The organism is Acetobacter estunensis, from assembly GCF_011516945.1.
In the GTDB taxonomy this organism is placed as follows: domain Bacteria; phylum Pseudomonadota; class Alphaproteobacteria; order Acetobacterales; family Acetobacteraceae; genus Acetobacter; species Acetobacter estunensis.
This window is the reverse complement of sequence record NZ_WOTH01000023.1, coordinates 16,225-39,946: the sequence shown is the minus strand read 5'-3', so window position 1 is coordinate 39,946 and position 23,722 is coordinate 16,225. Positions and strand designations below refer to the sequence as shown.

Genomic DNA, 23,722 nt, shown 5'->3' with positions numbered 1-23,722 from the left:
CGGGCAGGTGTAACCCGTGTGGCGTGATCGGCCAAACGCCGTCTGTGGATCGTTGGAGATGGCGGTGGGGCAGGGCGGAAGGCGGCCGGGAGTGAGCAGGCAGAGAGGCGGATGCGCGTGGATGTGACGGAAAGTGGCGCGGTGGCGGCCCTGCTGCGACTCCAGATGGAGTGGGGTGTGGACATCCTTGTGGACGAGCAGCCGCAGGACCGGTTCGCCCAGTCACGCGAAGAGCGGGAGCGTTCGCTTCCTGTCGATGCGCAGCCGCAGGGTGAACCGGTGTTCGCGCGTCCTGCTTCACGTTCGCCGCAGGCACCCCTTCCTGTAGCGCAACCTGTGCCCGATCTTGGATTCCTGCGCGGACTGGAGACGGTGGACGCGCTGGCGGCGGCCATTGACGGTTTTTCCGGGTGCAGTCTGCGCAGCACGGCAACGACGACCGTTCTGCCGCGTGGCCCGGTGGGCGCGCGGGTGATGGTGATCGGAGACACGCCCGATGAAGATGAGGATCGCAGTGGAATCCCGTTCTCAGGCGTAGGGGGGCAGTATCTCGACCGGATGCTGGCGTCGATCGGGCTGACGCGGGAGGAACTGGTCGTGGCGGCCGCGATTCCGTGGCGTCCACCGGGAGGCCGACCGCCTTCTCCCGCGGAGGTTGCGGTCTGTCTGCCTTTGCTTCTTGCGAGCATCTCCCTCTTCCGCCCGCAACGCCTGTTATTATGCGGGGGGCTCGCGGTGCGGATGATGTTCGGGAGTCAGGCCAATCCGCTCCGGTTGCGGGGGAAGTGGCGTGACACGCAGTGGGATACGGTATGGGGGCCTCAGAAGCCCGCTCTGCCCATGCGGCACCCTCTCCAGTTGCGTGCGGGTGCGCGGGCTCGCCGGGAAATATGGCACGATGTGCTGTTGTTGTCTGTCACACTTAATGATGAAGCAGGGATAACAAGCGTAATGGCAGAATAATGGCACCGAGAGCACTGGAATAGACTGTAATGTTACAGGTGGTTTCGGGAGACGAGATGAGTGTAAATTCAAGGCTCTGTACCGCGATTTCCCATGGCTTCGGTTCTGGTGATTTGCATAAAGCTTGCCTTTTGGAATGGGAACTTATAGACCGCCGTCCACCATGCGAGCCATCGGACAGATATCCAATTCCATTGCCGCCCGGTTTATGCTGGCTGGCGCCGCCCTTCTGACGGGTGCTTCCTTTACGGGGGCGCGGTCGGCGAGCGCTGCGGCCTCGGCAAGTGAGGACGATGCGTCGCGCCCCTTCAGTGGGGAGCAGCGTGGCTACAGCGAAGAGCAGGACGCCGGTCGTGGCGGCGAAGAAGTGGCCATGGCCGTGGCGCGTCCTTCCGTCGATGGGACGGGAGAAGACAGCGGCGTGGCGTTGCCGCGTCCGCTCACTTCCGAGATGGCGACGCTCGTGCGGTCGATCTTCCGTCTCCAAAGACAGGGTGCTTTTGCCGAGGCTTTGACCAGCACGACCCGTCTGACGGACACGACGTTGCTGGCCGATGTGCTAGCCGAGCGTTATCTCAATCCTTCCTATCACCCCACAGGGGCCGAACTGCGTCGCTGGCTGCATGCCCATGCAGACATGGCCGACGCTCCGGCGATCTTCAGCCGTCTGTCCACTCTGACGGACAAGGCGTCCCTGCCGCCCGCGCCCGCGCTGGCAATGCTGGGGGGGGCGCGTGCTGGAATCGGGGGGAATTCCGCCCGTAGTTTTGTGCGCAACGCGCTTCTGGACCGTACGGTGCAGGAGCGGGCCGCCCTTGGTGTGAAGGGTGCGCAGAGCGCTCTGCATCTGATTGCCATGACGCCGGGCATGACGCCGTCTTATGCCGCTCAGCTTGGTGGGGAGATTGCACAGCTTCTTCTCAGTCAGGGAGAGGCGCAGGAGGCGCTTCGCATCGGACGGGACGCTTTTGTGCGCGGCCATCGCGATGTGGCACTGCCGGCTTACGTGGCCGGGCTTGCGGCGTGGACGCTCGACCGTAAAGCGGAGGCTGTGACGCTGTTCGAGGACGTCTCGCGCGCCGCGCAGGCTACGCCGGAACTGATTTCGGCCGCCAGTTTCTGGGCCGCGCGCGGTCATAGGGAACTTGGGGAAGGCGGCGCGATCCGTCCGTGGCTGCAACGCGCTCTTGCTGCCCCCGGGAGTTTTTACGGCCTTCTGGCGCGTCGTCTGCTCGATCGTCATCCCCGTCATGTGGCACGTCAGCCTGAGGTGGAAGAGGCGGTGCTGGAAGTAGCGACGGAAGCCGCGCCATCCGAGCCGGTGCTGACGGAAATCGATGTCGAGGCCGTGGGCGCCACCGATGTCGGACCGCGTGTATTCGCTCTTCTTCAGGTGGGAGAACAGGAACGCGCCGAGCGGGCCCTGCGGCGTTACTGGCCGCGCATTACCGGGGATGTCGCGCTGGCGCGCTCGTTCCAGCTTGTGGCGCAGGCGGCGGGATTGAACGATCTGGCGCTGGAGATGGCGGATTCCATCCATTCGATGGAGCAGGCCTCCGGTCGTCATGGCGAGAACCTGCCGCTGCCCGCCCTGCATCCGCGCCATGGCTTTACCGTGGATCCGGCGCTTGTTTATGCGCTCACGCGGCTGGAATCGAACTTCGATGCAGGCGCTGTCTCGGGTGCCGGGGCTCATGGCCTGATGCAGCTTCGTCCGCTGACAGCGGATTTCGTGACCGGTCAGGCCCAGCGTTTCGTGGCGATGCCTCAGGCGCTGCACGATCCGGCGCTTAATCTTGAGATCGGTCAGCGCTATGTGCGGTATCTGGCACATGCCACCACGGTAGCCACGGCCGCTCCAGCAGGCGGTGATCTGATCCGTTTGCTGGCCAGCTACAACGCCGGGCCCAATGCGATTGCGCATTGGGAGGCCAGCACAGGCGTGGCCGAGGATCCGCTGCTCTATATCGAGCGTCTGCCCAACACCGAAACCCGCGCCTATGTCACGCAGGCATTCTCCTATCTCTGGACCTATGCGGACCGACTTGACCTGCCCACGCCTTCGCTGGAGGCACTGGCGGAAGGTGACTGGCCAGCTTTCGGTCCCGAGCTTGAACTGGCCAGTTCCCGCAGGACGCCCCGCGTCATCCACTGAGGCCGCCACCTAGTGTCGGTCGGGGTTCACCGTTCTGTCATGTGACAAAGAGAGAGCTGCCAGCCCGTGCGTGCGATTCTCGTACGCGTAGCGGGACAGTATCCTCTTTTTATTGTGCCTCTTTCATTCACCCCTTTCATGCCCGCGCCCGCGCCGGACAATGTGTCCGGATTGGGCGTACTGACACGTCTCAGGCGTAATGGCTTTGCGGCTTTTCCGTCGCGCTGCTTTCAGGAGCAGGTGGTCAGTCTGCGCGCGCTGGGACGTTCGCTGGTTCTGGCCAGTGGGCCGGACGCCGTGCAGGCCGTACTGGCCACGGACGCGGCCAGCTTCCAGCGCCTGCGCATGGGGCGGCGCGTGCTCGGTCCCATCGTGGGGGAGGGAATCCTCGTAAGCGAAGGCGAGACATGGCGTCGGCAGCGCAAGGCGATGGCGCCCGCCTTCACGCCGCGCGTGGTGCCGACGCTGGCGCGTCATATCGCCTCATGCGCAGATGCGAGCCTGCCCGTTGTGGAGGTGTGTCGCCCTGTCGATGTGTTCGCCCTGACACAGACACTCGCGCTCGACATCGCAGCCGTGACGATGTTCTCCATGACAAGCGCCTCTTTTGGCGCGGCCCTGCGGCAAATGGTCACGGGATTCATGAACGGCATCGGTCAGCCGCGCCCTTCCGATTTCCTGCTGCCGTCCGCCGTGCCGAGCGTGGCGGACTGGCGGCGTGCCCGCTTTCGCAAGCAGTGGGTGAAATTGATCGGGGCGATCGTCGCTGAGCGGCCTGTCATCGGGGACGGTGAAAGTCCGCGCGATCTGTTCGATCTGCTGACGCAGGCGTTCGGCGAGAAAGACGGTGTTCCCGGACAGGCGGTTCTGGACGAAGTCGCCACGATGATCGTGGCGGGACACGAAACCACGGCGACAGCGTTGTTCTGGGCGGTCTGGCTGCTGGCCCATGCGCCGCACTGGCAGGACGCGGTGGCGCGGGAAGTGCGTGAAGTCGATCTGTCTCCTTCGGGGGCTGCGGAAGCACTGGAGCGCCTGCCGATCACGACGGCAGTAGTGAAAGAGGCGCTCAGGTTATTCCCACCCGCCTTCATGACGGGACGCGAAGCCACAGCGGACACGGAACTGTGCGGGCAGCGTGTGGCCAAGGGCGCGATGATCCTTCTGCCGCTGTGGATGTTGCACCGCAATCCGGCGTTGTGGGCTGTGCCCGAACGGTTCGATCCGAACCGTTTTCTCGGTGGCGTCGAGCCCCCACGTTTTACATTTCTTCCCTTTGGGGCTGGGCCGCATGTGTGTATCGGCGCCCAACTCGCGATGACGGAAGCGGTGCTGGTGCTGGCACGTATGGTGCAGCTCTTTGCCATTTCGGTGGTGGATGGAGAGGCCGTTCTGCCGGTGGGCGTGCTCTCCACGCGGCCCGAACGCAGCGTGCCGTTCCGTTTCCTGCGGCGCGCGCAGGCCTGACCGCAGCCGGAACGATCCGGAACCTCTGGTGACATGCTCTCGTTGGATGGGGTGTGCCCCGGCGTCATGCTGGCGTGAGGGGACGTCCCCCCACTGACAGGGAGCCCAATCATGGCACTCGAAATCCCGCCCCAAAAACAGGACCATCAGCCCGGCGTCGAGAAGCTGATGAAGCCTCTCGCAGTTCATATTCGCCCCGAATATCGTGGCAGCGGCAAGCTGGAAGGACGCAAGGCGCTCATCACCGGCGGTGACAGCGGGATCGGACGGGCGGCGGCCCTGCATTTCGCGCGGGAGGGCGCGGATGTGGCGATCGTCTATCTGGACGAGACGGAAGACGCGGATGAGACGGTGCGCCTTATCGAAGCGGAGGGCCGCAAGGGATTGGCGATTGCGGGTGACGTGTCGTCCAGTGGCTTCTGCCGTAAGGCAGTCGAACAGGTTGTGCAGGCGTTCGGTGGGCTGGACATCGTCGTGAACAATGCGTCCGTCCAGTATGTCAGCATGGACCTCACGGATATTTCCGATGAGATGTGGCAGCGCCATATGGACGTGAACATCAATGGATATTTCTACATTACCCGCGCGGCCCTGCCTCATCTGAAGAAAGGTGCGTCCATCATTGCCACGTCATCCATCAATGCTTTTGCCGGCAACGATGCGCTGGTGGCCTATTCCACGACCAAGGCGGCCGAGATGGGACTCACACGTTCACTGGCGCTTCAGCTTGTGGATAAGGGCATTCGCGTGAACGCCGTGGCTCCGGGGCCTGTCTGGACACCGCTTCAGCCGGCAAGCTGGGGATTGGTCGATCCGCAGAAAGTGGCGGATCTGGGTAAGAGTGTCCCGATGGGACGTGCTGGCGAGCCGTGGGAACTTGGTCCCGCCTATGTGTATCTGGCGAGTGAGGATTCCACCTTCGTTACGGGCCAGACCCTGCATGTGAACGGTGGCATGATCGTCAACGGGTGAGGCAATGTGGGAAGGCGGCGTTTCACCGCTTTCCCACAAATCCGATGCTTAGTCCGCCTGATAGATCAGCTTGCGGTTGATGAACTCTTCGATCCCGAATTCGCCCAACTCACGGCCATAGCCGGAGTTCTTGACGCCGCCGAAGGGAAGCTGCGCACCGGGTCCACCGAGAGCATTGATGCCGATCATGCCCGTTTCGACCTTTTCCGCGATGGCGCGGCCACGCTTGACGTCGCGCGTATAGACGGAACCGCCCAAACCGTAGAGGGAGTCATTGGCAAGGGCGATGGCCTCTTCATCGCTCTTCACCCGATGGATGATTGCAACCGGACCGAAGATTTCCTGATAATAGACCGGGTTGTCCTTGGTCACGTTGGTCAGGATGCCTGCGCGGAGGAAGAAACCCTCCCGGTTGAGACGCTCGATGCCTGTGACGACAGTGGCTCCGCCTTTTACAGCCTGATCCACCTGCTCGATCGTGCGGTTCATGGCGGCTTCGCTGCTCATGGGGCCATGGGTGACGCCTTCCTCATCCGGCGCGCCATAGCGGAATTCGCTGATGGCGTTTTTCAACCGAATGGTGAAGTCGTCGGCAATGGATTCATGCACGATCATGCGCTTGGCGGAGGTGCAGACCTGACCGTTGTTTTCATAACGCCCGTACACGGCATTGGGGATGACGGCGTCGAGATCGGCGTCATCCAGCACGATGAAGGCGTCCGCGCCCCCCAGTTCCATGGTGCTTTTCTTGAGCGCCTTGCCGGCCTGTGAAGCCACGGCGCTGCCCGCCCGCTCACTGCCGGTCAGCGCCACGCCGCGCACTTCCATGCGACCGATGAGCGCCTCGGACTGTTCATTGGTCAGGAACAGGTTGGTGTAGGCGCCTTCCGGCGCGCCCGCATCACGGAACAGCTTCTCGAACGCCACAGCGCATTGCGGCACGCCCGGTGCATGCTTGATCATGACGGTGTTACCGCACATCAGGTTCGGCGCGGCCACGCGGGCGAGCTGATAATAGGGGTAGTTCCATGGCTCAACGGCGTAGATCACGCCGAGAGACTGGCTGACGACGGTTGCTTTGCCGCTGTCGACCGCGATGTCCTTCGGGGCAAGGATGCGTTCGGCGTTCTCGGCGTAATAGGTGAAGATGGAGACGGTGAAGTCGATTTCGCCCAGCGCTTCCTCGAACACCTTGCCCATTTCGCGCCCGATCAGATGCGCGTGGGCTTCGCGGTCATTCTTGAGAAGTTCGGCGACTTTAAGAAGAAGCGCCTTGCGCTCGGAAAGGGGACGGTGCTGCCAGTCATCGCGCCACAGCGTATGGGCCATCTCAAGTTTGGCCAGCATCTGGGCGTCGGTGTGCAGCTCAAAGGTTTTTTCGACCTTGCCGGTTGAAGGATTGATCGTCTGATACATGCTGTTCGGACCTTATCTGATCTGTGGAAAGGAGAGGGCTGCTCGCAGTGTCGAGGCGATGATTTTGTCCATCGATGTGAGCGCTTTCCTGTTTCCTATCGAACACGTGGGCGTCCCGCCGGTTCGTTACGGTTGCAGAGTGAAGCATGACGGGCAGAAGCTGTGAATGCCTGTCCGTGCGAAATTTCCGTGGCGCCACCACAGGCACGGAGAAAGGGAGTGTCAACCTTATTAAGGCATGGGTGGGTCTCATTCGAGGGTTCCCACTGCGCGTGGCGCCGAACTTTCCCCACGGGTCTGTCGTCATGACGCCTCCTCACAAACACGTTATCAGTCTGGCGCGGCATGGTCGGCGGCGCGATGCTTTTTTTCGCAACAACCCGCATCTGTCGGACGTGAATGTCTTTTCGGCCGTGGATGGCTGGGCGCTCTCACGCCCTGAACTGGTGGCGCAGGGCATAATTGCTCCCGAGAACACTTATGTGGAACCGGCGCTGGGTGTTCTGATGTCTCATGTCACGCTCTGGCGGGAAGCGGTGACGCGAAATGTTCCTCTCACCATTATGGAAGACGATGTGATCGTGCGCGAGGACTTCGATGTGCGGACCTGCGCTCTGATGGCGGAGCATGATGAGTGCGACGCCGTGTTCTGGGGAGCGAACACGGACTGGCCGCTGAGCGTGCGGCTGGGTGGCGGTCTGCCGGATGCCACCCTGTTGTTTGACGAAACCACGGGCGGAAAGCGTGCGCTGTCGGCACAGTCTGAGTCGTCCCCCACGCTCATGAGGGTGCTCGGACTGGCCGGCATATGCTGTTACACGGTTTCTCCGCAAGGAGCGCAGCGCCTGCTGGATCGCGCCCTGCCAGTTGGAAACATTCCAGCCCATGCCCGTCATTTCGAAGCGGGGATCGGCGTTCGGTCCCATCCGATCAACTGGCAGAATACGGGACTGGACGTGGAGATCAGCCGGCAGGCGGAGGCGCTCGACATGTGGGTGTGTCTTCCATTCCTCGCCACGTCGCCCAATGACTGGGCCGAGTCTTCCTTCGAACGTAAAGGGCATGTCGTGCAGGCATAGGGGATACGAGACGGCGTGATCGCAACCCGGCTCTGTCCTTGGCGTTTGGGGAAGACTGAAGCATGGCGTCCTGACGCTCATGCATGAACTGGCGGGTCTCCGAGGCAATGTTCTCGTGCATGGTCCCACCGGTCGTCGCCCTATTTTCCGGAGAACGTCATGTCACACGAAAAATCATCTCCCAGCACCGACAACGCATTGCACGATCACGCTCCGGGCGCCGGAAAGACCAAAGTGGTGGAGACAGTTGGTGCGGGCGGTGAGCCACAGCAACATATTGCGCATGACGCGGACCATTCGGATGGTGTCGCGCATCTGACGGACAATTTCGGTCATCGCATTTCAGACAACGAAAACTCCCTCAAGGCCGGCGCGCGTGGGCCGACGCTTCTGGAAGATTTCATTCTCCGCGAGAAGATCTTTCACTTCGATCATGAGCGCATTCCCGAGCGTATCGTCCATGCCCGTGGGTCAGGGGCTCATGGCGTGTTCGAATGCACCAAGGCGATACCGGAACTGACCAAGGCTTCCATTTTTCAGCATGTCGGTGCGACCTGTCCCGTGTTTGCCCGGCTTTCCACCGTGGCGGGTGGCGCGGGATCGATCGATACGCCGCGTGACGTGCGCGGCTTTGCCGTCAAGTTCTATACGGACAGCGGCAACTGGGATCTAGTGGGCAACGATATTCCGGTGTTTTTCATTCAGGACGCTATCAAGTTCCCGGACTTTGTTCACAGCGTGAAGATGGAAGCTGATCGCGGGTTTCCGCAGGCGGCCTCGGCGCATGATACGTTCTGGGACTTCGTGAGTCTCGTGCCCGAGAGCACGCATATGGTTCTGTGGGCCATGTCGGATCGCGGGATTCCACGGTCCCTGCGCATGATGGAGGGGTTCGGTGTCCACACTTTCCGTTTCGTCAATGAAAAGGGAGAGGGTCACTTCATCAAGTTCCACTGGAAGCCGGTTCTGGGCATAGAGTCCACGACATGGGATGAAGCGGTGAAAATCGCCGGCGCCAATCCGGATTTCCATCGCTGCGATCTGTTCGAGGCCATCCGTGAGGGCAATTTCCCTCAGTGGGATCTGGGTGTGCAGGTGTTCGATGAAGAATGGGCCGAAAAACAACCCTATGACGTTCTGGATGCGACGAAGCTGATCCCCGAAGAGGAAATTCCTGTCCAGATCATCGGTCGCATGACGCTGAATCGCAATGTGGACAATTTCTTTGCCGAGACCGAACAGGTGGCGTTCATGCCCACCAATGTCATTCCCGGCATCGACTTCACCAACGATCCGCTGTTGCAGGGGCGCCTCTTCTCCTATCTCGACACGCAGAAGTCGCGGCTGGGTACCACCAATTTTCACCAGATTCCCATCAACGCGCCCAAATGCCCGTTCCATAATTTCCAGCGTGACGGGATGATGCAGACACTGGTGCCGGTGGGACGGGCGAATTACGAGCCGAACAGTCTGGCAGAAGCGGGTGAAGAGGGCGGCCCACGTGCCTGTCCAGAGACGGGATATGTGACTTTCCCCGAGAATGGTGAGCGCAACGATCCGACGCAGAAACTGCGCATCCGGCCGGAGAGTTTTGCGGATCATTACAGTCAGGCGCGGATGTTCTACCGCTCCCAGACCGAGAGCGAACAGGCACACATTGCCTCGGCCATGGTGTTCGAACTGTCCAAGGTGCAGCTTGAGCATGTGCGCAAACGCTTCCTCGCCAATCTGCGCAATGTGGATGAAAGCCTTGCCAAGCGCGTGGCCGACGGTCTGGCTATGGATCTGCCGGCAAAAGCGAAGGCCGCGCGGGAGCCGCAGGATTGGGGCACGTCCGATGCCCTATCCATCCAGAAGCAGGCAAAGAACACCATGCAGGGTCGCTCCATCGCCATCCTGTTTGCCGAAGGGTCCGATCTTCAGGAGATCAATCGTTTCAAGCGGCTGATCGAGAGCGAGGGTGGCACGCCGGTTCTGGTGGCGCCCAAGGTCGGGGGTATTGCGGTCAAGGGCGGCACGCTCAAGGCCGACGGACTGCTTGCCGGATCACCCTCGGTCCTGTTCGACGCGGTGATTTCCATTCTGATGCCCGATCAGGCGGCCAAACTGGCTCATGATTCTGCGGCAGTGCAGTGGTTCATGGATGCTTATTCCCACTGCAAAACCATTGCGCACTGCAAAGGCACGCAGGTGATTCTGGATCGGGCTGGAGTTGAGAAGGATGACGGTGTGGTGCCGCTCGATCAGTTCGAAAAGGTGGGTGTGAAGCGGCATTGGGCACGTGAGCCAAAGGTACGCGATCTTGCGTGAGACGTGACCGAAAAGAGTAAATCAGAAGAGGGCAGCCGATGTATTGGCTGCCCTTTTTCGTTGGGAGACCAGTGAAAACTGCAAGTCATTGACACGATATGTTGGAGCGGATGCGAGAGGATTGTGAAATAGGATGATCTGAAACACAGGGAGGACGGTCCGATATACCGGACCGTGCGCGAAAGTCATGCCGGACAGCCACGCCGTACCGTCGGAAATCGAGATCAAACTGCTTTTCGAAGCAGAGACGCGTTCCCTAATTGAGGCATCTCCCGTGCTGCGGGAACACGCAACAGTTCCTGTGACCAAGCGGCAGATTACGACCTATTATGACACGGCCGCGTTATTTCTGAGTGGAAAAGGCTTCGCGCTGCGAGTGCGGGAAGTGGGTGGGCGGTTCGTTCAGACGCTGAAATCCCAGTCTTCGGAAGATGGATCTCTTTTTGAACGGGGCGAATGGGAATGGCCCGTTTCCACCGACACGCCAGAGCTTGCACGGCTCAAGGGCACTCCAGTGGAAAGCCTGATGCCGCATCTTGATGGGCAGTTGGAACCGGTCTGGCTCTCGGATGTGGAGCGCACACAGCATCTCCTCACACATGGCGATGCGACAGTGGAAGTGGCTCTCGACGAAGGGATGGTGCGGGCAGGACAGGCAGAGGAGCCGATCCGCGAACTGGAATTGGAAATCAAGAGCGGTTCGGCAGCGGCGTTGCATGAGCTGGCGCTGGAACTGGTCACGTCCCTGCCTTTGCGGTTGGGCGTCGAGACCAAGGCCGAGCGTGGGTATCGCCTGCGAACCGACACATTGCCAGCTTCCGTACATGGAAAGACGCCGGTTCTGGAACAGAAAGTGTCGGCAGCGCAGGGGCTGCAGCGCATCCTTGGTTCTGGATTATGCACGCTTATCGGCAATGAACCTGCTGCGCGACTGGGAGACGTGGAGGGTGTGCATCAGATGCGTGTGGCGGTCCGGCGACTGCGCTCCGCCCTCCAGCTTTTCGCACCACGTCTTGAGCCACACAGCAGCGAACGATTTACGCTGGAATTGCAACGGTTGGGCCGGATTCTGGGAGCCGCGCGAGACTGGGATGTGTTCGTAAGCGGGACACTTCCGGCGGCATTTCCCGCAGGGGAGGCGCACGAATGGCACAGTCTTTTGACGCAGGCGGCCGAAGTCCGACGCAGACAGGCGCATGAAACGCTGAAGGTCGAGCTGGAAAGCTCCGCTCTGACGGAACTGGTATTGTCTCTTATGGTCTGGTCCGAAAAGCAACCTTTTGTGAAAGAGGATATCGCAAAGAAGCGCCTGTCGGACATCGCGCCGGATCTACTGGACAGGATATGGCGCAAGGTTCACCGCAGGGGACATGACATTAAAGAACTTGCGGAGGATGACCTGCATTCTCTGCGTAAAAGTCTGAAAAAGTTCCGTTATGCCGTGGACTACCTTGCCGGTCTTTATCCGTCCCGGCAGGTTAAGAGCTGTCTGCAACAGTGCAAGCGGTTGCAGCAGACGCTGGGTGAGATCAACGACATGACGGTGGCAGCACAGCTTACGGACGAACTGGATGTGGGAAATGTTGCGCTTGCGCCAGCGGCGGGTCAGTTGGTGGCGTGGAGCGAACAGCGACGACGCAAGGCGTTGAAATCTCTGCCGGTCGCATGGAAAGAACTGCGGGACGCGCCCCTGTTCTGGAGATAGAAGCGCATCCCCATTGTCACGATACCTTGGGGTGTCAGGGCGTCGGTAGGGCAAGGAAGTTCAGAACCGTCTGGGAAAAGAGCGTCGGGTTCTGAAGAAATGCGAAGTGGCTTACATTCGGCAGAAGCAGAAGTCCGGCATTCGGCACGGTCTGGGCAATATGTTCGATATGGGGACGGTGGATCATTTCATCATGATCGCCATCGATGACCCACATGGGCGTGGTGATGGCGGCCACCTGTGCATCGGACCAGTTGGGCTGGCTCGCCCACATGCCTTCAACCGTCTTGAGGAAGCGCTTGTAGCCGTGGGGCGTGTGGGAAAGATGTGCGTATTCCTTTGCGGCACGCTCGATGAATGTATGCACGGTTGGCGTGCGATCGGCTGACGTGTCCACGCCATCGATGGTGATGTTGGGGGCGAAAGAGAACACGCGGGTGATGCGGTCCGGATGGCGCAGCGCGAGGTCGATGCCCTGAATGCCGCCATCGCTCCAGCCCACAACGGCGGCGCGGTCGATGTTCAGATGCGTCAGCACCGCCACCGCGTCGTCGGACATGCGATCATAGCCCAGCGGCGTCTTGCCGAGTGTGCTGCGGCCATGCCCCCGCGAGTCCACCACAATCACGCGATAACCGGCCGCAAGCAGGCTGCGCGCCAGACCGCTCATGTAATCCGAGTTGGCCAGGCCGCCGTGCAGAAGAAGGACGGGCGTGCCTGTTCCGGCTTCGGCGTAATAGATGCGCGCGCCGTCTTCGATCCTGAGACGACCGGCCTGCACAGGGAGGCCGTTGGCGTCCTGTTCCAACCCGACGGGAGTGGGCGGAAGGGTCTGCCACAGGGGGAGGTTCTGTTGGACAGGCGTGGACGTCTCGGCCTGAGCCGGGACGACGGTGTGGGTAATGGCGAAGCCGATCAGTGCGGCTGTGACGGCACGCCGGGCGAAGCGAGGAGACAGGAAACACAGAGTCATGGTTGTGCGGGCATCCATCTGTGAAGTGTGGACCGAGAGTGACGGAGGCAGCGCATCATATCTGTTTCTGTTTTGCAACATTTGCGGTTGGGCGAGGTGAGCGTGGAGTTGTTACATATCCTTACGATATAATTTCAGATATATCTTGATATACGATATATCGTGATCTATATCGGAAGTCATGAAACACACAAACAGACACGCAGGCGGTCGTCACCGTCACTCTTTCTTCTCTCCTGAAACCGGTGAAGCCGGTGGTCGCCCAAGGGAGGATCGCCCCGAAGGTGGTCGCGGTGGACGTCCTGAGGGACGGGGCCGTGGCCCGCATCATGGACGTGGCGGTCATCGCGGAAAGCGCCTCTTCGATTATGGCGAACTCCGCCTGCTCATCCTGACCATGATCGCTCAGGAGCCTCGTCATGGGTATGAACTGATCCGCGCCATCGAAGAGAAATTCGGTGGCAGCTACACACCCAGCCCCGGTGTCATCTATCCCACGCTCTCCTGGCTCGATGACGCTGGTTATGTCGCCAAAAGCGAGGAAGGCAGTCGCAAGAGCTACCGCATCACACCGGAAGGCGAGGCTTTCCTTGTCGCCAACAAGGCTGCTGCGGATGAGGTGCTCTCACGCAGTGTGGGCCGGCAGGGCAAAGGACGTGAGAACGCACCGGCTCCCGTGGTCCGGGCGATGGAAAACCTCAAGCTGGCCATGCGTTTGCGTCTGAGAGAAGGCGATCTGGCACCCGAGACGGCGGAAAAGATCGCGGCCGCGCTGGACGCGGCAGCGCAGGCTATCGAGCGTAGCTGAAGCCGGAACGGTTTTATGGAAGCAGGGAGTTGACTGATGGACGAAGCGCTTTCTTCGGTTCTCGATATCTATCACGAACGGATGCGCGCGGAACGGGACGGGCCGCGCGTGGAACCACCGGGTGGACGGGACGGTGGGCAGGATCAACGTATGCGCTCCATCGGACCGGATACGGGGCAGTTGCTCAACATTCTGGCCCGCAGTCTTGCGCATCCCACGATCCTCGAACTTGGAACATCCTTTGGGTATTCCGCTATGTGGCTGGGGGACGCCGCTCGAGCGAGCGGCGGTCGTCTCATCACGATGGAAGTGCATGATTACAAGTCACGTCATGCACAGGAGATGGCGGCACGTGCCGGTCTTTCGGAACACATTGAGTTTCGCGTCGGTGATGCCGTGCAGCTTATTAATGACGTGGCGGGGAAAGTGGATTTCGTCTTCGTTGATCTGTGGAAGGATCTCTACGTTCCCTGTCTGGAGGCGTTCTATCCCAAACTGGCTCCCGGCGCGATTGTGGTGGCGGACAACATGATCCGTCCCGGCACGGAAGATGTCCGGCGCTATGGTCGCGCCATCCGGGAGAAGCCCGGCATCACAAGCGTCCTGCTTCCGGTGGGAACTGGTATTGAGGTCAGCCGCTTCGAAGGTTGAAGCGCATAACAGCCCGGAAGGTTGGCGGAAATGCCGATCTTCCGGGTTTTTCGTTTCTATCGGATTCGCAACGATTAAGCGGTTGTGAAGTGACGCATTGGCAAAAGTGGGTTGCTTTTTCGCAAAGACGCCCTTCATAGTGTTGAAAGACGTTCTCAGGGCGGGGTGCAATTCCCCACCGGCGGTAACCGGTTTTTCTCTTGTGAGATGGATCGGAAGCCCGCGAGCGCCTTCCTCATCTGGGGAAGGGTCAGCAGATCCGGTGTGATTCCGGAGCCGACGGTATAGTCCGGATGAGAGAGAGCGGCGGTGAACGATACAGGCGCACATGGTGTGTCCTGTGTGAGCAACCGTATGTCTGCCCTGAGTCGACGTGTGCGTGTCGTATGGCGGACGAGGTTGATGGCCGGTCGTTCAGAGTATCAGCAGATAAGTGAAGCCTTCCGCGCAGCGGTTGGAGAGGCGTGTCGCTTCGTTGGCGCCACAGCTCCCAATCCGCCCGTTGGTTGCGCGCTGCTCGATGCGGATGACCAGATCCTCGCTGTTGCGGCGCATCATCGCGCTGGCGCATTCCATGCCGAGGCGCGCGCGCTTCATGAGTGCGCGCAGCGTGGTCTGACGGACCGGATCGTCACGGCGATCGTCACTCTCGAACCCTGCAATCACACCGGTCGCACGCCTCCTTGTGCCGAAGCGCTGCTCGCAACGCCTGTGAAGACGGTCTGGATTGCCTGCGCCGATCCCAACCCGCAGGTGGCGGGCGGTGGAGCGGCGCGGCTTGAAGCGGCTGGCCGCGCGGTGCGCTGGCTGGAGCGCGAATACACACATCTGCCCGATGGCGAACATTTGTTGGCGCAGTGCCGCGGGTTGATCGCCCCCTTTATCCGTTGGAGCACGCAGGGGCGCACATGGCTCACCGTCAAGCAGGCAGTGGATGAGCGTGGCGGCATGATTCCTCCTGTCGGGCGCACAACCTTTACCTCTCCAGCGGCTCTCGATCTGGCGCATCGGCTGCGTCGCGCCACGGATGCCGTGGTGACGTCTGGCGGCACGGTCCGCGCCGATCTGCCCGGCCTGAATGTGCGGCGTGTGAGCGATCATGCCGAGCGCAGAAAGAGGGTGCTGGCCGTGTGTTCGCGCACGCAGAAAGTGCCTTCCGCGTGGCTGGAGCAGACGGAAAAGATCTTTGATGTGATCTTCCTCGATGATGTCAGGGATATTCCGCAGCGTCTGGCCGAAGCCGGTGCGCTGTGGGCACTTGTGGAAGCCGGGCCTGAACTGCTTGCGACCCTGCGGGAGCAGGACGTGTGGGACGACTGGCTGACGATTGGCATACAGCCAGACGGAAGCGAGAGATTTTCAGTCGAACAGCGTCATGCGGACACACCGCTGGCCCTGTTCGGGGAACTGGCCGGGGCGCATGCGCCTGTCGCGCCGGTCTTGGTGTGAGGAACAGATGTTTTCAGGAATTATCGAGCATCTTGGAAAGGTCGCGGCGGTGCGAGAGGGCGAGGCATCTCGTGTTCTCGATATCGACACGGGCCTGACCGATGTGGCTCTGGGTGAGAGCATTGCCGTGAATGGCGTCTGCCTCACCGCGACCGAGTTCGACGCACATGGACGTGTCCAGTTCTTTGTCAGTGCCGAGACGCTGGACCGAACGGCGCTTGGTCGTCTGAAAGAAGGCGACCGCGTCAATCTGGAGCGGGCCGTCACACCGACCACACGGCTATCCGGGCACATCGTTCAGGGCCATGTGGACGGTCTGGCGACATTCCGCTCCACTGAAATGGTGGGAGACGCACGGCGGCTGGTCATGAGCGTGCCGAGCGCGTTGCGCCGCTATCTGGTCGAAAAGGGATCGATCACGCTCGACGGTATCAGCCTGACGCTGAACGCTGTGGGCGAGCCGGAGGGTGACGATTTCACCATCGAGCTGATGATCATTCCGCACACGTGGGAACATACCACGTTGGGCTCGCTCTTGCCGGGTGATCCGGTGAATGTCGAGGTGGACGTAATCGCGAAATATGTGGAGAGCGTATGTCGGTATCGGTGATGAACGAAATGCCTCTCCCGCTGAAGCGGGCGGTTGAGGCCATTCGGGACGGTCGCATGGTCATCATGGTCGATGACGAGGACCGTGAGAACGAGGGCGATCTGGTCATGGCGGCCGAGTTCATGACGCCCGAGGCGATGAACTTCATGGTCACGCATGGGCGCGGCCTGGTGTGCCTGCCGCTCACAGCGGAGTGCGTGGAGCGGCTCGGCCTGCCGATGATGGTGAAGAACAACACCGCGCCCCGTGGCACGGCCTTCACAGTATCCATTGAGGCGCGCGACGGCGTAACCACCGGCATCTCGGCGCATGATCGCGCGCGCACCGTGCAGGCGGCCGTCGCCCCCGACGCCACGGCGGCCGATCTGGTCTCGCCCGGTCATGTCTTTCCGCTGCGGGCCGCGCCCGGAGGTGTGGTGGAACGCAACGGTCATACCGAAGGCTCCATCGACATTGCGCGTCTGGCCGGATGCGCGCCATCGGCGGTCATCTGTGAGATTATGAGCAAAGACGGCACGATGGCGCGTCGTCCGGAGCTGGAAGTGTTCGCGCGTGAGCATGACCTGCCCATCGTCTCGATTGCCGAACTGGTGGAGTGGGTGCGCGCATACGGCCTCGACCCTGTGGTGGGCAAGACTGTTCAGGCTGCCGTTGCTCAGACCGCACCTGCGGCAGGTGCGGTTGTGGCGGAACTGGCCGAAGCGTCCCTGCCAAGCGTGTATGGCGGCGAGGATCTTGTGGTCCATGCCTTCCGTGACGAAAAAGGCGTGGAGCATGTGGCGCTTGTAAAAGGTAATCCGACAGCGAAGGAGGCTGTGCCACTGGTGCGGATGCATTCCGAATGCGTGACGGGTGATGCCCTCGGCTCCATGCGCTGCGATTGCGGCGATCAGCTTCACACGGCGCTGCGCCGGATTGGTGAGGCCGAGAGTGGCGTGCTGCTTTATGTGCGCGGTCACGAAGGACGCGGCATCGGGTTGGGTAACAAGATCCGGGCCTATGCCCTTCAGGATCAGGGGTTGGATACGATCGACGCCAATCATCATCTCGGGTTTGCCACCGATGAACGTGACTGGGCGGCTGCAGGTGCGATCCTGCGCGATCTCGGCATCACTACGCTCGATCTGATGACGAATAATCCAGCCAAAGTGCAGGCTCTGGAAACGCAGGGCTTTACCGTGCGCGCGCGCGTTGGCGTGGAAATTACTCCCAACCGATTCAACCGCGCCTATCTGGAGGCCAAGCGTCAGCGCATGGGCCATGCCTTGCGGGCGGATTCGGTCACTCCTTCTTCGAATAAGGTCACATCATGAGCACACGTTCTCCGGACTCCATTCCTTCGCAGCACCTCTCGCCCGCGCCGCGTCTGGCGTTGGTGGTCAGCCGTTTCAATGAAGACGTGACGGGCGGGCTGCGTCGCGGGTCCATCGAGTGGCTGGGCGAGCACGGGATTGAGGTGGCTTCGGATGATGTGTTCCTCGCGCCGGGCGCATTCGAACTTCCGCTGCTGGCGCAGACGCTGGCCAAGACCGGCAAGTATGAAGGCGTGATCTGCCTTGGATGTGTCATCAAGGGCGACACGGCGCATTTCGAGTTCATCAGCCTTGGCGCGACGGTGGGCATCCAGCAGGCATCGCTGGCCACAGAGACGCCGATCGCCTTCGGTATTCTTACGACCTACACCGAGGAGCAGGCGGTTTCGCGCTCACGCGAAGACGTGCACAACAAGGGGCGCGAGGCAGCGGCGGCCTGCGTCGAATCCATCGCGCTTCTGCGGCAGATTCGTGCCTGAAATACGGGTGAATAAGACGTGCGGGAGGGTTTGACGCCGCGTGCGGGATACCTTATGTTCCCGCCCGCACTGTCTCGTCAGGATTTATATGACGGGGCCTTGCGGAGGGGTGGCCGAGAGGCTGAAGGCGGCGGTTTGCTAAACCGTTATACCGGGAAACTGGTATCGTGGGTTCGAATCCCATCCCCTCCGCCATTTTCAAAATATCCAATATAAATACAGGCATTATCTGTTAATCCAGAATGTTCTCTGTCATGGACGCAGGGTTTTCTGGACGCTAGACAGAAAGAATATCAGCGTGGGTTCGTACGCGCTGATCTGTTGGCATAAAACAGATGGAACCGCCTTGATGAACAAACCGCGCAGCCTCATGGACTATGATTTGCTGGTTCCGTTTGTTGAGGAAGGTGAGACAATCCCAAAAATTGTTCATCATATTTATTTTGGTGGCACGATTCCCGAGGTTTATCGACGCTACATCGATCAGATGAAGGCGAATAATCCTGATTACGAGTTCCGTCAGTATGACGAAGCCAGCGCGCGAGCGTTCATTCTCAAATATTACAGCCCTGAGGTGCTGGCTTATTATGAGCGCATCAATCCGGAATATGCGGCGGCACGATCGGATTTTTTGCGGTACCTGCTCATTTACGCGGTGGGCGGGCTGTATTTCGATGTGAAAAGCGGAATCGAAGGAAAGATCGACGCTTCCATTTCAGGGGATGAAGGTTTCATCCTTACGCAATGGCAGAATCAGCCGGGGCAACCTGACGAAGGAGTGGGGCTCCGTAAGGCCGTTCCCATTCCCGGTGGCGAGTATCAACAATGGCACGTCATCGGGTGTAAGGGGCATCCGTTTCTAAGGGCTGTCATCCCCGCCATGTTGAAAGCGGTGGATGATTATAGTCCATGGACGCATCTGACGGGGCGCATCGGTGTGCTGAACGTGACCGGTCCGATTATGTATTCAAATACGATCTACCCCTTGGTCAGCCGCTATCGGCACAAATTGTATCGTTATGACCGGGATATTCACCTGATTTACGCCATAACAGGGCGAGATAATCATGTTGATGGGCGGCATTATTCCGTCAACCGGAATTCAGTTGTGGTGTTGCCGCTGCATCTGAAGGTTGCCTTCTTCCTGTACCGGGTCTGGTTGAACCTGAAGTGGCGGTTGAATGGGAAGAAGGCGTTTGTTCATCCGGATTATTGAAGGTAAGGTTTTAAGAATTCTAGTATTATTATGATGTGAGGCTCTTCTTAAGATTCCTTATTGTCGCTCGTGCAGCAAGTTTGGGCTGTTTCAGTGCTATGGCCATAAGAATGGCTTCGCGCCTCTGTCCGCTGTTCCATAAGCGCGTCATTTCCATGATAGCGCCTTCGGAAATGGCAGGATTATCGGCGAGAGCAGTTCTGATAAATATCAAGTCTTCTTTACTGGCTGATGTTGCTCGCATCTTGCAAAGCTCAAGAAATTTGGCTGCGCACGCTGTTTGAAGCCATTTTTTTTCATTTTCTGTCAGTTGTTGTCCAGCCCGGTCAAGAATATCTCGCCAGTTTTCGGCTTCGCTTAAGGTGGTCATGAAATCATGAGTGAAAGAATTATCCGCATAATTGTTTAATCTACGTTGTTCGGAAATGGCTGCAAGTTGAGACCATACGGCTGATTGTCGCATGTTCTTTTTTGATCCGGATGTCGTTGAGTTTCCATGGATACGATAGGTTCCAAGGACTTCTGGTAAGACATGCAGGCGACCTACGGCCCGCAGACGCCAATACAAATCGGTATCTTCTGAACTGCGCAGATATCGATAACCACCGATAGCATGGAGACTGTCGGCTCGTAACATAAGAAATGGCTGTGAGATATAAGGCTCTACTGCTGGAAAAGAATAAGGGTCAGTTGTATCCAAAGGATATGTGTATGGAGCACGTGGTATTGCGTGACCTTTTTCATCTATCAAGTCAATATAACAGCTTACTGCGACGCAATCTTCATTCTCTTTAAGATAAGTCAGTTCTTTTTCAAAGCGCAAAGGATGAGAGATGTCATCTCCATCATGCCTGGCGATAAAGGGAGCGGAACAATATTGTAAGCCTGTTGTCAGAGCCGATACGATGCCAGCATTTTTTTGATAAAAATAGAATATGCGAGGGTCATTTTCGGCTTCTTTTTGAATTATTTTTGCTGTTTGATCTGTTGATCCATCATCCACGATAATAATGCGAATATCCTGAATTGATTGTCCCTGAATGCTTTGCAGTGTTTCTAAAATATAGGATTCACAGTTATACACAGACATTAAAACATCAATCTCTGACATGGCCCTTCCTCCTTTCGATGTGGTGTTGTGATAGCTTTAATAAGCTTGAAAATCGATCATGGTGTGCAGGATTTTCGCATGAAGGCCTTTTTCTGTCGCGAGAAACATGGTGATTTAATTCCTTGGTGAGTGGTTAATTTAGATAGGAGTGATGATGAGACAGGTGCAGGCTGAGAGGTGCCTCTTAATCGTGCGGTCTGCGTCATGACGATGCCAACGGCTAAATCAGGGAGTGTGGGCAAAGCGGCAACCAGTGGATTTCTTTGGCTGGTCATGCAAAGCTTTGCCGCGAGAGGTATCGGTTTTTTCTCTCAGCTGATCCTTGCCCGCCTGTTGCTGCCGGAAGATTTTGGGGCCATCGGATTGGCCTTTACGGTAACGACTATTGCAAATTCTCTCATTGGTTTTGGTATCGATGAGGTTTTATTGCAGCGTCAAAAATCTATTCCTTTATGGGAAGCGCCTGCCTTCTGGTTGAGTTTTATCATCAGCGTAGTGGGGATGCTCGGTATGTGCGCAATGGCACCCGTTGCCGCCTATTGGTACCACTCGCCAGAACTTAGCGGTTTGATTATAGCCATGGCATTGGCCACACCTTTAAGAGCGTTGGCGACCGTACCCGCCGCCCGAATTCGTGCGGAGATGGATTTCCGTTTTCTTGCGACATATAATACTTTTGATATTCTTGCTTTGCAGATATTGACTATTGTGCTCGCGGCGTTGGGCTTCAAAGCCTATGCTTTCGCCCTTCCTTTCCCTATTGTTGGGCTATTGCGCGCCATCTGGTTCTGGAGACGTTCTGCTCCAAAAATTGGCCGAAGTTTCCGGCGCGTACAGGTGGAGTATTTATTCGGCAATAGTACTCTTGTTTTGCTCAGTAGAACCTTGATTGAATTCGTAAATCAAGGTGACTATATAGTATTGGGATTGATCGCATCGAAAACAGCCGTTGGCTATTACTTTTTTGCCTTTCGTTTTGCGGCGCAACCCGTGCGGATGCTGGCGGGTAATGTTAGTAATGTAGTCTTCCCAGCCTTGGCTCAGTTTCGTAATGATCCGCCTCGTCAGGTTGAAGCCGTGATCCGGGCCTGTCGACTGTTAGGCTATCTGGTCATGCCATTTTGTTTCTTGCAGGCGGCCCTCGCAAAACCTGGGCTTCACTTGCTTTTTGGTGAACGGTGGATGGCGGCCGTTCCTTATGTTGTAATTTTAAGTATTGGACTGCCTTTTGATGCTCTGAGTTGGATTACTGGCGCTCTTTTGAGTGCCCGTCGTGAGTTTTCACGAAGCTTTTTCTACATGCTTGCTGCTGCTCCAATTTTCTACGCATTGGTAATAGGGGGCGGATGGTTGGACGGCGTCATGGGGGTCGCTCTGGCCGTTGCGATTTATTATTTCACATGGCCCCCCGCCACCTCGTATCTCGTCCTGATGAGAAACGGTGTGAAGTGGACAACTGTCGCGGAATTCTACTTCATGCCCGCCTTCTTCGCGACCGTGGCGGCTGCCTTTGGTCTGCTCGCTGCACAAATCCCGGGCATCCGCGCCACGGACTTCGGTCAGTGCATGGCCATTGGCGTGGTCATGTGTGCGGCGTATGTCGGTCTTCTCGCGCTCTTCCGGCGCGACATGCTGCATGAGATTCTCAAGCGCTTTTCCGGCGTCGGCGGTAAGTTTCGTCGCAAGAGCGCGGCATGATGTTTGAACAGGCGGCCTCTCTTTCAGGAAAAGGAAGAGACCGCCTGTTCATCACTGTGTGGCGGATACCGTGAAGTCAAACACCACTGCTTTTTCCAGAAATGGTCCGGCGAATGTCTTGAACGCATCGTGCGCCGGATCGAGAAATGCCGCATCCGTCACGACAGGACGCCCCACGTAAAAGTTGCGATCGCCTTCCGAGCGGAATGTGACGAGATAACCATATTGCAGGCCCTCATCTGCGTTTTCGCCACTGTTTTGTGGTCCGGCTTCAAGTGAGGCGATGACAGGGGCGCCGTTGGAACGTCGGGACGCCTTGGCCAGCGCAAGGAAGCGTCGTGTCACCTCCGCCTTCTGTGCCTGTGTTGTTTCCGGGCGAAAGCGGAACATGACCATGTGGCGCACGATGCCGGGGTGAAAATCGGGAGCGGTGTACTGGGCTGTCCCGACCTTGCCTGCGAGCGCTTGCTGCTCGATCGCAGCGTCTGACAGCGGGGCTGCGTGTGCGCCAGACAGTGCAAACGGGGCAAGGATCAAAAGCGTGAGAACACAGCGCATAGGGCGCAGAAGAGATTTTTTGTTCAAGGATGCCGTCATGGATCTGTTTTAGCGTGAGTTTTCGTCCGGGGTCGATCCGGTCACGGGGCGATCTTTTTCTTCAAAGCCTTGATGAACCTTATCGCGTTCCGCCGAGACGCTCATGCGCTGATACAGTCCAAGGGAGAGGACGATAATCGTAGCGACGCCAAGAATGACGGCAGCATAGAGAATGGAGTTTCCGCCTTTGTCGCCGGCTTCGAACATGGCGACCAGCCCTTCCACGAACACCGCGATGATGACGGTGGTGATGAACTTCGTCAGGCTGGCTCGGGCCTCTTCCAGAGACTGTTTTTCGCGGTTCTGGAAGACTTCCTCTTCAAGAAAATATTTGGCCACGTCGAGGATGGCGACGGCCACGACCACGTAGCTGACTGTGCGCAGGATGAAATTTTTGCCTTCCGCGACATGATTGCCGAGCGAGTGGATCATGTCCGTCACGCCGAAGGCGATGAGCATGTAGGCCAGCACAATGAGGATCGCGCTGGCCACAAAGAAGGAAAGACGTGATGCGGTCTTGATGAGGCGAATGGCCAGAGGCTGATGGGACTCGATCATGAGGCGGAAAAGATTTCCTTCGATGACAACGGGAGGTTCAGCACAAAGGGTTCCTCTTCGGGGGGCGGGTCCCCTTCATCCGGGTCGGGTTCTGGCCGTGGTGGTGGCTCATCTATGGGGTCCGGCGGTGGCATGGGCGGCGGACGAGGGATGGAGGGCGGCAGAATGGCGGCCAGAAAGACATCATTCATG

At 58.7% G+C, this 23,722-nt stretch carries 21 protein-coding genes, 1 tRNA gene and 1 riboswitch; of the genes, 16 read left to right on the top strand and 6 right to left on the bottom strand.

Translation table 11 applies throughout. The features are described 5' to 3' along the window. The first annotated feature begins 111 nt into the window (after nucleotides 1-111). The 4 genes from GOB87_RS11115 to GOB87_RS11100 all read left to right on the top strand — a co-directional run bounded on the left by GOB87_RS11115 (nucleotide 112) and on the right by GOB87_RS11100 (nucleotide 5,557). Nucleotides 112-963, top strand: coding sequence for a uracil-DNA glycosylase (locus GOB87_RS11115; RefSeq protein WP_166316541.1), 852 nt, complete (start codon nucleotides 112-114; stop codon nucleotides 961-963). Nucleotides 964-1,126: 163 nt separating this feature from the next. Beyond that, nucleotides 1,127-3,118, top strand: a complete 1,992-nt coding sequence (locus tag GOB87_RS11110) for a transglycosylase SLT domain-containing protein (protein ID WP_166316538.1) — start codon at nucleotides 1,127-1,129, stop codon at nucleotides 3,116-3,118. A 138-nt stretch (nucleotides 3,119-3,256) separates the two neighbouring features. Beyond that, a complete protein-coding gene (locus GOB87_RS11105; RefSeq protein WP_166316535.1) occupies nucleotides 3,257-4,585 on the top strand; it encodes a cytochrome P450 in 1,329 nt (442 codons plus the stop codon). A 111-nt stretch (nucleotides 4,586-4,696) separates the two neighbouring features. Continuing rightward, nucleotides 4,697-5,557, top strand: coding sequence for a glucose 1-dehydrogenase (locus GOB87_RS11100; RefSeq protein ID WP_166316532.1), 861 nt, complete (start codon nucleotides 4,697-4,699; stop codon nucleotides 5,555-5,557). A 48-nt stretch (nucleotides 5,558-5,605) separates the two neighbouring features. Here GOB87_RS11100 and GOB87_RS11095 read toward each other — a convergent pair whose 3' ends face one another. Beyond that, a complete protein-coding gene (locus tag GOB87_RS11095) occupies nucleotides 5,606-6,973 on the bottom strand; it encodes an NAD-dependent succinate-semialdehyde dehydrogenase (RefSeq protein WP_166316529.1) in 1,368 nt (455 codons plus the stop codon). A 305-nt stretch (nucleotides 6,974-7,278) separates the two neighbouring features. Here GOB87_RS11095 and GOB87_RS11090 point away from each other — a divergent pair, with 305 nt between their 5' ends. The 3 genes from GOB87_RS11090 (at nucleotide 7,279) to GOB87_RS11080 (ending at nucleotide 12,067) form a co-directional block, all read left to right on the top strand. Then, a complete protein-coding gene (locus tag GOB87_RS11090) occupies nucleotides 7,279-8,052 on the top strand; it encodes a glycosyltransferase family 25 protein (protein ID WP_166316527.1) in 774 nt (257 codons plus the stop codon). Nucleotides 8,053-8,211: 159 nt separating this feature from the next. Continuing rightward, nucleotides 8,212-10,362: a catalase gene (locus GOB87_RS11085; protein ID WP_166316524.1), complete on the top strand. Its 2,151-nt coding sequence runs from the start codon at nucleotides 8,212-8,214 to the stop codon at nucleotides 10,360-10,362. A gap of 187 nt (nucleotides 10,363-10,549) precedes the next feature. Then, nucleotides 10,550-12,067: a CYTH and CHAD domain-containing protein gene (locus GOB87_RS11080; RefSeq protein ID WP_166316521.1), complete on the top strand. Its 1,518-nt coding sequence runs from the start codon at nucleotides 10,550-10,552 to the stop codon at nucleotides 12,065-12,067. Nucleotides 12,068-12,101: 34 nt separating this feature from the next. On the opposite strand, the gene GOB87_RS11075 is transcribed toward GOB87_RS11080, so the two are convergent. After that, nucleotides 12,102-13,040: an alpha/beta fold hydrolase gene (locus tag GOB87_RS11075; RefSeq protein ID WP_166316518.1), complete on the bottom strand. Its 939-nt coding sequence runs from the start codon at nucleotides 13,038-13,040 to the stop codon at nucleotides 12,102-12,104. 181 nt (nucleotides 13,041-13,221) lie between these two features. On the opposite strand from GOB87_RS11075, the gene GOB87_RS11070 reads away from it, so the two are divergent. From GOB87_RS11070 to GOB87_RS11035, 8 genes are all read left to right on the top strand, one after another. After that, complete coding sequence (locus tag GOB87_RS11070; protein WP_166316515.1) at nucleotides 13,222-13,848, top strand: PadR family transcriptional regulator; 627 nt, start codon at nucleotides 13,222-13,224, stop codon at nucleotides 13,846-13,848. Between the two features lie 36 nt (nucleotides 13,849-13,884). Beyond that, nucleotides 13,885-14,499 carry an O-methyltransferase gene (locus GOB87_RS11065; protein WP_166316512.1) on the top strand — a complete coding sequence of 205 codons (615 nt, stop codon included), beginning with the start codon at nucleotides 13,885-13,887 and terminating at the stop codon, nucleotides 14,497-14,499. A gap of 147 nt (nucleotides 14,500-14,646) precedes the next feature. Then, nucleotides 14,647-14,808, top strand: a riboswitch (FMN riboswitch). Between the two features lie 93 nt (nucleotides 14,809-14,901). After that, a complete protein-coding gene (ribD, locus tag GOB87_RS11060) occupies nucleotides 14,902-15,948 on the top strand; it encodes a bifunctional diaminohydroxyphosphoribosylaminopyrimidine deaminase/5-amino-6-(5-phosphoribosylamino)uracil reductase RibD (RefSeq protein WP_166316509.1) in 1,047 nt (348 codons plus the stop codon). A 7-nt stretch (nucleotides 15,949-15,955) separates the two neighbouring features. Next, nucleotides 15,956-16,558 carry a riboflavin synthase gene (locus GOB87_RS11055; RefSeq protein WP_166316506.1) on the top strand — a complete coding sequence of 201 codons (603 nt, stop codon included), beginning with the start codon at nucleotides 15,956-15,958 and terminating at the stop codon, nucleotides 16,556-16,558. 8 nt (nucleotides 16,559-16,566) lie between these two features. Beyond that, the gene (ribB, locus tag GOB87_RS11050) at nucleotides 16,567-17,871 is read left to right on the top strand and encodes a 3,4-dihydroxy-2-butanone-4-phosphate synthase (RefSeq protein ID WP_166316571.1); all 1,305 of its coding nucleotides are present in this window, start codon (nucleotides 16,567-16,569) and stop codon (nucleotides 17,869-17,871) included. Then, nucleotides 17,868-18,350, top strand: a complete 483-nt coding sequence (gene ribH / locus GOB87_RS11045; RefSeq protein WP_166316503.1) for a 6,7-dimethyl-8-ribityllumazine synthase — start codon at nucleotides 17,868-17,870, stop codon at nucleotides 18,348-18,350. Before ribB ends, ribH begins: the two co-directional genes overlap by 4 nt. Before the next feature lie 103 nt (nucleotides 18,351-18,453). Continuing rightward, a tRNA-Ser gene (locus GOB87_RS11040) sits at nucleotides 18,454-18,545 on the top strand. Nucleotides 18,546-18,648: 103 nt separating this feature from the next. Further along, entirely contained in the window at nucleotides 18,649-19,566 is a 918-nt protein-coding gene (locus GOB87_RS11035; protein ID WP_166316500.1) for a glycosyltransferase family 32 protein, read from the top strand. A gap of 28 nt (nucleotides 19,567-19,594) precedes the next feature. Here GOB87_RS11035 and GOB87_RS11030 read toward each other — a convergent pair whose 3' ends face one another. Continuing rightward, nucleotides 19,595-20,677, bottom strand: a complete 1,083-nt coding sequence (locus GOB87_RS11030; RefSeq protein ID WP_166316497.1) for a glycosyltransferase family 2 protein — start codon at nucleotides 20,675-20,677, stop codon at nucleotides 19,595-19,597. A gap of 204 nt (nucleotides 20,678-20,881) precedes the next feature. On the opposite strand from GOB87_RS11030, the gene GOB87_RS11025 reads away from it, so the two are divergent. Beyond that, nucleotides 20,882-22,375, top strand: a complete 1,494-nt coding sequence (locus GOB87_RS11025; RefSeq protein WP_166316494.1) for a lipopolysaccharide biosynthesis protein — start codon at nucleotides 20,882-20,884, stop codon at nucleotides 22,373-22,375. 51 nt (nucleotides 22,376-22,426) lie between these two features. Here GOB87_RS11025 and GOB87_RS11020 read toward each other — a convergent pair whose 3' ends face one another. The 3 genes from GOB87_RS11020 to GOB87_RS11010 are packed head-to-tail and all read right to left on the bottom strand — an operon-like array spanning nucleotide 22,427 to nucleotide 23,721. Beyond that, a complete protein-coding gene (locus GOB87_RS11020) occupies nucleotides 22,427-22,972 on the bottom strand; it encodes a Dabb family protein (protein WP_194303328.1) in 546 nt (181 codons plus the stop codon). 9 nt (nucleotides 22,973-22,981) lie between these two features. After that, nucleotides 22,982-23,530: a hypothetical protein gene (locus GOB87_RS11015; protein WP_194303327.1), complete on the bottom strand. Its 549-nt coding sequence runs from the start codon at nucleotides 23,528-23,530 to the stop codon at nucleotides 22,982-22,984. Further along, on the bottom strand, nucleotides 23,527-23,721 hold the full coding sequence (locus tag GOB87_RS11010) for a hypothetical protein (RefSeq protein ID WP_166316491.1): 195 nt from the start codon (nucleotides 23,719-23,721) through the stop codon (nucleotides 23,527-23,529). Before GOB87_RS11010 ends, GOB87_RS11015 begins: the two co-directional genes overlap by 4 nt. Nucleotide 23,722: the final 1 nt, after the last annotated feature.